We start from the raw sequence: 11,422 nt of genomic DNA on the forward strand, positions 1-11,422 counted from the left end.
TCTCCTGAGATCCGTCGTCTGTATGATTTGGCGATGCTGGCACGATTGCGCAGCGCTCAGAAGAAGGCACACGCGTGATACCAGGGGGACACATGACCGATGAGGAAACCCTTAGCCAGGCAGAAGCGATCTGCCAGACGCTAAGACGAGACGATGATGGCGTGCGGCGCGAAGTCCTGGCTCACGCCGGTAGCCGCTGGTCACTGGGTATCCTGCATGCCCTGGGTGTGTACGGCACGATGCGTCATGCCGAGATCAAACGGCAGATGACGGGCGTGACTCAGCGCATGTTGACCAAGACGCTGCGTGCGCTGGAACGCGATGGTCTGCTGATACGGCGGGAGTTGGATCAAGTGCCGCCCCATGTCGAGTACGAGCTGACGGCGTTGGGGATGGAGTTGTTGGTTCGCATGTCGCCGATTTGGACTTGGGTTGTGGAGCACGTCGATGATTTTCGCGAGGCGCGTCGGGTGTTTGATGGTCAGAGTGGGAAAAAGCCTTCGTGGCAGGTTCCGGTGGTGGGGCTGGTTGATTTGGATGGGGCTGATTGATTGGATGCTTTGGTTCAGGCCATTGCGCAGAACGTGGCGAATCTGTTGCCGGGTTTGGGGCTTGCGATTAGAAGCGGCCCTCACCCCAGCCCTCTCCCGGAGGGAGAGGGGGCCGACCGAGTTGTCTTGCGGGGTACGCCGACCTGAAAGATTTTGGCGATTATGGCTTTGGTGATTCTGGAGGCTGCGTGAGTAGAAGCGGCCCTCACCCCAGCCCTCTCCCGGAGTGAGTGGGGGCCGACCGAGGTGTCTTGTGGGGTACGTCGACCTGGAAGATTTTGGTGATTATGATTTTGGTGATTCTGGGGGCTTCTCGAGTAGAAGCGGCCCTCACCCCAGCCCTCTCCCGGGGGGAGAGGGGGCCGACCGAGTTGTCTTGCGGGGTGCATCGACCTGGAAGACCTTGGCGATTATGGCTTTGATGAAAGGCCTTGGCGATTATGGTTTTGGTGAAGGATCTTCGATTTGGCTTTGTGAGCTTGGCCATTTTGGATTCAACGAAAGACGTTCAAGTCGGTGTAGCTCTCGAATTTCCCCCAATCGGTTCCCTCTACCTCTGGGAGAGGGCTAGGGTGAGGGGCTTTCCGTTCGGGACAACAAAGTCTCAAGCCTGGCCAACGGCGGCGCATCCTGATTGCGGTCGAATACCTGGATACCAATCTTGAGTAAGCGGCCGTTTTCGGCTGCGCTAATCACCTGTTCACAGCGCAGTAATAGCCGGCCCTGATCACATTCCTGCGCTTTCATCCCCATCGGCAACTTCCCTTCCAGTCGCAACTCCGCCATCCGACTCTGCGCCGCAATCATCGCCACCGACCGATCCCTTAAAATCCCACTACTCTGCGTCATCAATCCCGCCACGCGCACAGCCGCTGACATCGCCACGGCAATAATCGCCAGCGCCACCAGCACCTCAATCAACGTGAAACCCGCTTCCCGCGAACGCGCACGCATAAACAGCCCAAAACCAAAACCCAGCCCTCGACGCTAACCCGCGTCCTTGACGGCTTGACGACGAAAACACCCGAGGATTTTCAACATCACTGACATATCTTCTTGCAACACTGCGCGTCGAATCGAATCAAGCCAGGGTATGTCGAGATGGATATCGCACCTTTCAAATCGCTTCAGCAACCGATGCGCACGCCGCGTGGGCAGCAGGGTTTTACCCTGATCGAGATCATGGTGGTCGTGGTGATTTTGGGGATTTTGGCGGCGATGGTGGTGCCCAAGGTGCTTGACCGGCCGGATCAGGCGCGGGCGACGGCGGCGAAGCAGGATATTGGTGGGTTGATGCAGGCGTTGAAGCTGTATCGCCTCGATCACGGCACTTACCCGAGCATGAACCAGGGGCTGAAGGTGTTGGTGGAGCGGCCGGCGGATGCGAAGAACAGCAATTGGCGCTCGTACCTGGAGCGTTTGCCGAACGATCCGTGGGGGCGTCCTTATCAGTACCTCAACCCCGGCGCCAATGGCGAGATCGACATCTTTTCCCTCGGTGCCGACGGTCAGCCGGACGGCGACGGTGTGAATGCCGATATCGGTTCCTGGCAGTTGTAAGGCCGGCCATGAACAGCCGCTCGCCTGAGGGGGCGAAGCAACAGGGCATGGCGATTATCAGCGCGTTGTTGATTGCGGCCGTGGTGGCGGTGATTGCGGCGGGCATGTTGACGCGCCAGAGCGTGTCGACCCGTGCGCTGGAGGCGGATCAGCAGCGTGTGCAGGGGCGTTGGCTGGGGCAGGGCGGGTTGGAGATCAGCCGTCAGTTGCTCTGGGATGCACGTCAGCGCGATCCGTTGACCCGGCTCGATCAGCCGTGGGCGCAGCGTCTCTCCGCGCAGGGTTTTGAAGGCCGACTGGAGGATGAGCAGGGCAAGTTCAACCTGCGTAATCTGGTGGCCAACGAGCGGGTGGATGAGGCGCAGGTCGCGGCTTTTCAGCGCTTGTGCGAGTTGATCGGGGTCAGTGCCGGGTTGAGTCAGCGCATCAGTCAACGGGTGATTGCTTCGTACCCGCGACTGCTGAATCCGCAAATGGCCGAGGCGCCGAAAAGCGGTTTCGACAGTGGTCGCGCGACCTCGCCTAACGCTTCACACAAACCGCAGAAGCCGACGCTGCCGATGCTGCGCAGCATCGATGATTTGCGCAGTGTCGACGGTGTTAATGAGGCGTTGATCGGCAAACTGGCGCCGTACCTGACGGTGATCCCCGCGACGACTTGGCTCAATGGCAACACAGCCGCTGCTCCGGTTTTGGCCGCGTATGTGCCGGGGCTGTCGCTGGAGCGCGCGAATGCGCTGATCGCCGAGCGCGATGCCGGGCGCTGGTTTATCAACCGTGGCGATTTCGTCAACCGCTTGCGCATGCCGCAACTGGAGCTGACCAGCGTCAAGGTCGGCATCACCAGTGACTGGTTTCGCCTGCGCGGCGAGGCGCGGCGCGATCAGCGGCGGGTCAGTCTTGAGGCGTTGTTGCATCGCAGCCAGGACCGCTTGCCGCAGGTGATTTGGTCGCGGGTGGGCGTATGAGCCAGTTGAAAGTGGCGTTGCCGCCCTTGGCGGAACTGGAGCTGCACAGTCAATTGCACTGCGCCTGGCTGGATCGTCAGGGCCAGGTCACGCGGGAAGAACGCCACAGTCTGAGCCAGTTGAGCCAGCAGTCGAAACTGCCGCCGCTGGTGTGTTTTCTGCACCCGGCTGACAGCCTGTTGGCGAGTCTCGATTTACCGCCGTTGCCTGCGAACAAGATTGTCGCGGCGGTGCAGTGTGCGGCGCAGGCGTTGATGCTGGGTGACAGCAGCGAGATGCACATCGCGCACAGCGCGCGGGACGAGGCCGGTCAGGTGCAGATCGCCTGGGCGCCTCGGCAGCACTTATTGCGTTTTGGCCAGTTGCTCAAAAGCGCTGGGCTGAACCTGCGCGGACTCTACCCGGCGCCTTACAGTTTGCCGGTGTTGCCCGGCACCGTCGCGTGCGTGCAGGACGGGCATTTGTTGTTGCGCGACAGTGTGCAAGCGGCGCGGGTGCAGCCGTTGTTTGATGACGGCCTTGACGGTGTTGTTTGGGAACCGGGTGCGACTCTTCACTGGATCGGGGATCAACCGCCGCCGGGCGCCGAATTGCCGATGAGTGATGCGCAGCGCTGGACCGGGCCGCTTCCGGGTTGGGGGCTGCATGGCGCGGTCCAGCAACAAAAAACCGAGCATCGCGGTTGGGGCCGAGCCATTGGTTTGTCTGCGTTGGCCGTGGCGGTGTGGGTGATCGGTTTGAACCTGTATGCCGCTCGCGAGGCCGGGCAGGGCCAGCAACTGAAAACCCAGATGAACCTGCGGGTAAAGCAGGCCTTCCCCGAGTTGCCGGTAATCCTCAACCCGTTGCAACAGGCCCGTCAGCAACTGGCGGCGCGGCAGAAGGGCGCGGCGGATGATCCCGCGCAGACGTTCAATCGTCTGGTGTTGCAGGCCGGCAGCGGCATGCCGTCGATGGCTGGCAGTGTCGAGCGGCTGACATTTGTCGACGGCGTCTTGCAACTGAGTCTGCTGAGTGAGGCCCGTCGCGGCGGCAATGATCAGGAGTGGCAAAGCACCTTGGCCCAGGCCGGCATCAGCGTTGCGGCAGATGATGAAGGTTGGACCTTGCGTCCGGCCACTGAGGCCACCCCAAGCGACAGCGATGACAGCGGCGGAGCAGAAGAAGATGAATAAGGCCTCGCTCGCGCTGTACCGCGCCAAGTGGCAACGCTTCAACGCTCAGGTGCAGGCGCGTTGGCAGCCGTTGGCCCTGCGCGAAAAACGTATGGTCGGTGGCATGGCCGTTGCGCTGATCGGCCTGTTGCTGTGGGTCGCGCTGATCCAGCCGCCGCTGAAGAAAATCGCTTATTGGCAAACCGAGACGCCAAAGCTGCGCGCGCAGACCGAGGCGCTGGAAGTGCTGCTGCGCGAAGTCAGCGTGCGCCCGGACGGGCAAAGCGTGGCGCAGTCGCTGGAGCAGACCCTGCAGGCCAGCGGCCTCGGCGGGCACTATCAATTGCAATCCGGGGAGGCGGGTTCTTGGCAGTTGACCTTCGACGCCGCGCCGGCCGACGCCGTGCTCGACTGGCTGTTGAGCAACCCGGCACAACTTTCTCTGCAAGTGGTCGAGGCCCGTTTGCAACGCGCGGACAACCCCTCGACCGAAGTCACCGCCGGCACTTTGTCAGGCACCGTTCGCATGGATCAGGCGCTGGGCGCTAAGGAAGCTTCATGAAGGGGTCAGGATCCAAACCGGCACGTCTGGCGTTGCCGATGCTGCTGATGGCGTTGAGCGCATGCAGCAACACCAGCACCACGCCGCAGAATCAGCCGCCGTTGCTGGTCGACAGTGAACTCGGTCGACCTCTGGCCAACACCCAGCGCAGCGGCGACGCGGTGCTCGACCGCGAGCGCGCGCAGGCGCAGGCGCGACCGGCGCCGAAGCAATTGCACAACATCAGCAAGAGTGCGCGCAGTGGTGCGGCGGCGTCGGGCATTGAGTTGCCGAGTAATCCTTTGGGTGATCAACCGGTGACGCTGAATTTTGTCGACGCCGATATTCAAGCGGTGGTGCGGGCTCTGTCGCGTTCCACCGGGCAGCAGTTTTTGGTCGATCCTCGGGTGAAGGGCACGTTGACGCTGGTCTCGGAAGGTCAGGTGCCGGCGCGGCAGGCTTACGATATGTTGCTGGCGGCGTTGCGTATGCAGGGTTTCAGTGTGGTGGATGTTGGTGGCGTGGCGCAGGTGGTGCCGGAGGCGGATGCGAAGTTGCTTGGTGGGCCGATTTACAGTGCCGACAAACCAGCCGGCAACGGGATGCTCACCCGCACGTTTCGGCTGCAATACGAGAATGCGGTGAACCTGATTCCGGTGCTGCGCCCGATCGTTTCGCCGAACAATCCGATCAACGCCTATCCGGGCAACAACACCATCGTCATCACTGATTACTCTGAGAACCTGACGCGCGTCGCGCAGTTGATTGCGAGCATTGATTCGCCGAGTGCGATCGACACGGATGTGGTGCAGATTCAGAACGGCATTGCCGCTGACATTGCGCCGATGGTGGCGGATCTGCTCGATGCGCCGGGCAATGATCCGACGCAGAAAATCGCCGTGATTGGTGATCCGCGTTCCAACACCATCATCATCCGCGCCGGCAGCCCGGAGCGTACCGAGTTGGCGCGCAACCTGATCTACAAACTGGATAACGCGCAGAGCAATCCGAGCAATTTGCACGTGGTTTATCTGCGTAACGCGCAGGCGGCGAAACTGGCGCAGGCCTTGCGCGGTTTGCTCACGGGTGAGAGTGACAGCGGCACCAGTGACAGCGCGCGTTCGGTGCTCAGTGCGATGGGCGGCAGCACCGGTGGCAGCGCTGGGCAGAATGGCCAGAGCGGCACGCAAAGTAGCGGCAGCACCTCGACCACCAACAGCAGCGGCAGCACGGGTGGCAGTTACGTGCAGGGCAGCAGTGGCGGCGCAACCGGTAGCGGCGGCGCGCAAAGCAGCGAACAGAACGTCGCCTTCAGTGCCGGCGGCGTGACCATTCAGGCTGACGCCACCACCAACACTTTGCTGATTTCCGCGCCGGAGCCGTTGTATCGCAACCTGCGCGAGGTGATCGATCTGCTCGACCAGCGCCGCGCGCAAGTGGTGATCGAGAGCCTGATCGTCGAAGTCGGTGAGGACGATGCCAGCGAGTTTGGCGTGCAATGGCAGACAGGCAATCTTGGCGGCAACGGCGTGATCGGCGGGGCGAATCTGGGTGGTTCGGGGATCAACACTAACGGCAAGACCAGCATCGACGTGCTGCCGCAGGGTTTGAACCTGGGCTACGTCAACGGCACCGTCGACATCCCCGGTATCGGCAAGATTCTCGACCTGAAAGTGCTGGCCCGGGCCTTGAAGAGCAAGGGCGGCACCAACGTGTTGTCGACGCCGAATCTGCTGACCCTCGACAACGAAGCGGCGAGTATTTTTGTGGGCCAGACCATTCCGTTTGTCAGCGGCAGCTACGTCACTGGCGGCGGGGGCACCAGCAATAACCCGTTCCAGACCGTGACCCGCGAAGAGGTCGGTTTGAAGCTCAATGTGCGCCCGCAAATTTCCGAGGGCGGTACGGTCAAGCTCGATATCTATCAGGAAGTCAGCAGCATTGATGAGCGGGCTTCGGCCAGTTCGACATCGGCGGGGATTGTCACCAACAAACGCGCGATCGATACCAGCATCCTCCTTGATGACGGGCAGATCATGGTGCTCGGTGGGTTGCTGCAGGACGGCTACAGCCAGAGTAACGACGCGGTGCCATGGCTGGGCAGCCTGCCGGGGATTGGCGCACTGTTTCGCAACGAACGCCGGGCGATCACCAAGACCAATCTGATGGTGTTCCTGCGCCCTTACATCATCCGCGACAGCGAAGCGGGGCGCAGCATCACCCTCAACCGCTACGACTTCATGCGCCGTGCGCAGGGCGGTTTGCAGCCTGAGCGCAGCTGGGCGATGCCGGACATGCAAGCGCCGCAGTTGCCGACGGCGCAGCAGGGGGTGCCGGCGGTTATGCCCGCCTCAGGGCCTCGCGCGACGATCAAAGCGGTGCCGATCCAATGAGTGCATTGCCTTACGCCTGGGCCAAGGCGCAGCGCATTCTGTTGTGCGATGGCGTGCTGACGGTGTGCCCGTCGACGCCGGGCTGGTCGATCAGCGAGGCGCGGCGTCAGTTTGGTGCGACCACGATTCAGCGGGTGCGCGATGATGAGCTGGATGGCTTGCTAGCCGCCGCTTATGCCGACACTGGTAGTGCAGCGGCGGTGGTTGGGGCTGCGGAAAACGAAGTTGATCTCGATCGGCTGATGCAGGACATGCCGGAAATCACCGACCTGCTCGACACTCAGGACGGCGCGCCGGTGATTCGCATGATCAACGCCTTGCTCACCCAGGCCGCGCGCGATGAGGCCAGCGACATTCATATCGAGCCCTTCGAAACCCATTCAGTGGTGCGCTATCGCGTCGACGGCACGCTGCGCGATGTGGTCTCGCCGCGCAAGGCGTTACACGGTGCGCTGGTGTCGCGGATCAAGATCATGGCGCAGCTCGACATCGCCGAAAAACGCCTGCCGCAGGATGGTCGCATCGCCTTGCGCGTGGCCGGGCGGCCGATCGATATTCGTGTTTCAACCGTGCCCACTGGCCACGGCGAACGCGTGGTGATGCGTCTGCTCGACAAACAGGCCGGGCGTCTGCATCTGGAAACCCTCGGCATGGACGCGCAGGTGCTGGCCAAACTCGATCACCTGATCCGCCAGCCCCACGGCATCGTTTTGGTCACCGGGCCAACCGGCAGCGGCAAAACCACCAGCCTCTACGCCGCACTGGCACGGCTCGATGCGAGCACCAGCAACATTCTCACCGTCGAGGATCCGGTGGAATATGACCTACCGGGGATCAGCCAGATTCAGGTCAACGCCAAGATCGACATGACTTTTGCTTTGGCGTTGCGAGCGATCCTGCGCCAAGACCCGGACATCATCATGATCGGCGAAATCCGCGATCTCGAAACTGCGCAAATTGCCGTGCAGGCGTCGCTGACCGGGCATTTGGTGTTGGCAACCTTGCATACCAATGACGCGGTGTCGGCGGTCAACCGCTTGATCGACATGGGCGTCGAACCGTTTCTGCTGGCGTCGTCAATGCTCGGGGTTTTGGCGCAGCGACTGGTGAGGCGGTTGTGCAATCACTGCAAGGAAGAAGACCCCACCGCGCCCGGCACCTGGCGCCCGGTCGGTTGCGCAAACTGCAATCAAACCGGCTACAGCGGCCGCACCGGCATCCACGAATTGTTTTGCATTGATGACGACATCCGTACCCTGATTCACCAAGGGGCAGGGGAGCAGGCCTTGCGCGCATCCGCCGCGAAAGCCGGGATGTTCAGCCTGCGCGAGGACGGTGAGCGCTGGATTCGCAGCGGCGCCACCGCCCCTGAAGAAATCCTCCGTGTGACACGGGACGCCTGATGAATCGCTATCGTTTTGAAGCCGCCGATGCCACCGGCAAGATCGAATCCGGGCACCTTGAGGCGGACAGCCAGGCTGCTGCGTTCACAACATTACGCGGGCGCGGTTTGACCGCACTGTCGGTGCACAAGGAAAGCAACGTCGCTCAGCACGGCGGTGGCGGACTGTTCAGCGCCAAACTCTCCGACAACGATCTGGCCTGGGCCACGCGGCAACTGGCGAGTCTGTTGGGCGCGAGTCTACCGTTGGAAGCGGCGCTGAGTGCCACGGTCGAGCAGGCTGAGAAAAAACACATCGCCCATACGCTCAGCGCTGTGCGTGCGGATGTGCGCAGCGGCATGCGTCTGGCGGAATCGCTGGCGGCGCGGCCACGGGACTTTCCGGAGATCTATCGTGCGCTGATTGCGGCGGGTGAAGAATCCGGCGATCTGGCGCAAGTGATGGAGCGGCTGGCGGATTACATCGAAGAGCGCAACAACCTGCGCGGCAAGATTCTCACCGCGTTCATCTATCCGGGCGTGGTCGGGCTGGTGTCGATCGGCATTGTGATTTTTCTGCTCAGTTACGTGGTGCCGCAGGTGGTCAGCGCGTTTTCCCAAGCGCGGCAGGACTTGCCGGGGTTGACGTTGGCGATGCTCAACGCCAGTGATTTCATCCGCAGTTGGGGCTGGCTGTGCGCCGCGATCATGGCCGGCGCGTTTTGGAGCTGGCGCCTGTATTTACGCAATCCGGCGGCGCGTTTGAGTTGGCATCATCGGGTGCTGAAGTTGCCGTTATTTGGGCGTTTCATCTTGGGCCTGAACACCGCGCGTTTTGCCTCGACCCTGGCGATTCTCGGCGGCGCCGGGGTGCCGTTGTTGCGTGCGCTGGAAGCGGCGCGGCAGACCTTGTCCAATGATCGCTTGAGTTTGAGCGTCACTGAGGCCACGGCCAAGGTGCGTGAGGGTGTGAACCTGGCGGCTGCGTTGCGCGTGGAGAATGTGTTTCCGCCGGTGCTGATTCACTTGATCGCCAGTGGCGAGAAAACCGGTTCACTGCCACCGATGCTCGAGCGTGCAGCGCAGACCCTGTCGCGTGATATCGAGCGGCGGGCGATGGGCATGACCGCGCTGCTGGAGCCGCTGATGATTGTGGTGATGGGCGGGGTGGTGCTTGTTATTGTGATGGCGGTGTTGTTGCCGATCATTGAGATCAATCAACTGGTCCAGTAGCCGGTTTTGATGGTGTCTGATCGGGCCCCTTCGCGAGCAAGCTCGCTCCCACAGTGTTCTGTGGTGTGAAGTCAATTGCATTAACAACATCAATCCCTGTGGGAGCGAGCTTGCTCGCGAAGGGGCCAGTCAGGCCAATAGATAACTCAAAGTTTTTGCAAAAGATTCTCCATCACCCGAGCCATGTTTCCCCCATCCTCGGGTTCTCCTTTCTGTCATCTGCAACCACCCGCCAACGCCTCCAGCCCGATTCCGCCAAACCCCCGATCCAGACGCTGCACGACACCCGACAAACACCCGAGAAAATCCCTTCGGAAACACCTCACAGCTCCCGAGGTTTTTTCCTTTATCTGTCACCGGAAACTGCGAATTTCTCAGTGCGACTTAACCAAGGCCAACGCTAGCGAGGGCCCCGGTGAGTCCTCCCAGTGTCATGCAAGTCACCCGAAAACCTGTGTTCCCAAACCTAGTTGAAAAGGAGATTCTTCATGTTCAAGCGCACTCTGATCGCAGCCTCACTGACCGTCGCCGCTCTGGCATCCGCCCAGGCCATGGCCGTAACCGGTGGTGGCGCTTCACTGCCTGCCGCTCTGTACAAAGGTTCTGCCAACAGCATCCTGCCTGCCAACTTCAGCTACGCCGTAACCGGTAGCGGCATCGGCAAAAGTGCTTTCCTCTCCAACACCGCTTCGCAATTCGGCACCACCGGCACTGTGCACTTCGCTGCCAGCGATTCGATTCTCAACGCTACGGAACTCAGCAACTACACCGCCAACTTCGGTACTTCCTACGGCCCGCTGATTCAGTTGCCATCGGTTGCCACCTCGGTAGCGATCCCTTACAAAAAGACTGGCAACACCACCCTCAACCTGACCAGCGCGCAACTGTGCGACGCCTTGTCCGGTGCCAAGACCACTTGGGGTGAACTGCTCAACAACGACGCCAAAACCGACCCGACCCTGATCCGCGTGGTCTATCGCACGGCTTCCAGCGGCACCACTGAAATTCTCACTCGTCACCTGAACTCGGTGTGCCCTGGCCAGTTCGCCGTCAACACTACCTTTACCAGCGCTCGTCTGGGTGGCTCTCCGCTGCCGGGCAACTGGGTAGGTGTGGTCAACACGGCTGACGTCGCTACCGCCGTGAACGCTGTAAACGGTTCGATCGGTTATGTCGGTCCGGACGGTGTGAACGCGTCGAGCAACGCCGTAGTGGCGCGCATCAACGGTGTTCAGCCTACCAGCGCCAACGTCAACGCTGCCCTGTCATCGGCTGCTCTGCCAGCCACTCCATCCAACCCGGCGCAGTGGGTACCGGTCGTAGCCAACCCAGGGACCGGCTATGCCATGGCGGCCTACACCAACTTCATCTTCGGCCAGTGCTACAAGGACGCCGCTGTTGCCGCTGACGTGAAGGCCTTCCTGACCCAGCACTACAGCACTCCAGGCAACGCTGTTGCTACCGCTGCCCACGGCTTCATTCCGGTTCCAACCAACTGGAAAAACGCTGTGACCGCCAACTTCATCACCAACTCCTCCGGCAACAACCTGGACATCAACAACGCCAGCGTCTGCAACGGCGTGGGTCGTCCTTTGTAAGTCCTGCTACACGCACAATGAAATGGCAGCAGCCTTAGGGCTG

10 protein-coding genes are annotated in these 11,422 nt (G+C 61.4%); 9 read left to right on the plus strand and 1 reads right to left on the minus strand.

The window, feature by feature from the left end:
* The first annotated feature begins 92 nt into the window (after positions 1-92).
* A complete protein-coding gene (locus tag QOM10_RS12565) occupies positions 93-551 on the plus strand; it encodes a winged helix-turn-helix transcriptional regulator (RefSeq protein WP_141128565.1) in 459 nt (152 codons plus the stop codon).
* Between the two features lie 567 nt (positions 552-1,118).
* Here the strand turns inward: QOM10_RS12565 and gspI are convergent.
* A complete protein-coding gene (gene gspI, locus QOM10_RS12570; RefSeq protein WP_316918180.1) occupies positions 1,119-1,505 on the minus strand; it encodes a type II secretion system minor pseudopilin GspI in 387 nt (128 codons plus the stop codon).
* A 147-nt stretch (positions 1,506-1,652) separates the two neighbouring features.
* On the opposite strand from gspI, the gene gspG reads away from it, so the two are divergent.
* The 8 genes from gspG to QOM10_RS12610 all read left to right on the plus strand — a co-directional run bounded on the left by gspG (position 1,653) and on the right by QOM10_RS12610 (position 11,379).
* Positions 1,653-2,111, plus strand: coding sequence for a type II secretion system major pseudopilin GspG (gspG, locus tag QOM10_RS12575; RefSeq protein WP_038368790.1), 459 nt, complete (start codon positions 1,653-1,655; stop codon positions 2,109-2,111).
* Positions 2,112-2,119: 8 nt separating this feature from the next.
* Positions 2,120-3,079: a type II secretion system minor pseudopilin GspK gene (gene gspK / locus QOM10_RS12580; protein ID WP_316918181.1), complete on the plus strand. Its 960-nt coding sequence runs from the start codon at positions 2,120-2,122 to the stop codon at positions 3,077-3,079.
* A complete protein-coding gene (gspL, locus tag QOM10_RS12585) occupies positions 3,076-4,254 on the plus strand; it encodes a type II secretion system protein GspL (RefSeq protein ID WP_316918182.1) in 1,179 nt (392 codons plus the stop codon). The genes gspK and gspL overlap by 4 nt, the downstream gene beginning before the upstream one ends.
* Complete coding sequence (gspM, locus tag QOM10_RS12590) at positions 4,247-4,795, plus strand: type II secretion system protein GspM (protein WP_316918183.1); 549 nt, start codon at positions 4,247-4,249, stop codon at positions 4,793-4,795. The genes gspL and gspM overlap by 8 nt, the downstream gene beginning before the upstream one ends.
* Positions 4,792-7,167 (plus strand): type II secretion system secretin GspD, encoded by a 2,376-nt coding sequence (gene gspD / locus QOM10_RS12595; RefSeq protein WP_316918184.1) that lies wholly within the window; start codon positions 4,792-4,794, stop codon positions 7,165-7,167. The genes gspM and gspD overlap by 4 nt, the downstream gene beginning before the upstream one ends.
* Positions 7,164-8,570: a type II secretion system ATPase GspE gene (gspE, locus tag QOM10_RS12600; RefSeq protein ID WP_316918185.1), complete on the plus strand. Its 1,407-nt coding sequence runs from the start codon at positions 7,164-7,166 to the stop codon at positions 8,568-8,570. Before gspD ends, gspE begins: the two co-directional genes overlap by 4 nt.
* A complete protein-coding gene (gene gspF / locus QOM10_RS12605; protein ID WP_180697982.1) occupies positions 8,570-9,781 on the plus strand; it encodes a type II secretion system inner membrane protein GspF in 1,212 nt (403 codons plus the stop codon). Before gspE ends, gspF begins: the two co-directional genes overlap by 1 nt.
* A gap of 488 nt (positions 9,782-10,269) precedes the next feature.
* Positions 10,270-11,379: a substrate-binding domain-containing protein gene (locus QOM10_RS12610; RefSeq protein WP_095049840.1), complete on the plus strand. Its 1,110-nt coding sequence runs from the start codon at positions 10,270-10,272 to the stop codon at positions 11,377-11,379.
* The last annotated feature ends 43 nt before the right edge of the window (positions 11,380-11,422 follow it).

This window comes from Pseudomonas sp. P108 (genome assembly GCF_032613195.1).
Taxonomy (GTDB): domain Bacteria; phylum Pseudomonadota; class Gammaproteobacteria; order Pseudomonadales; family Pseudomonadaceae; genus Aquipseudomonas.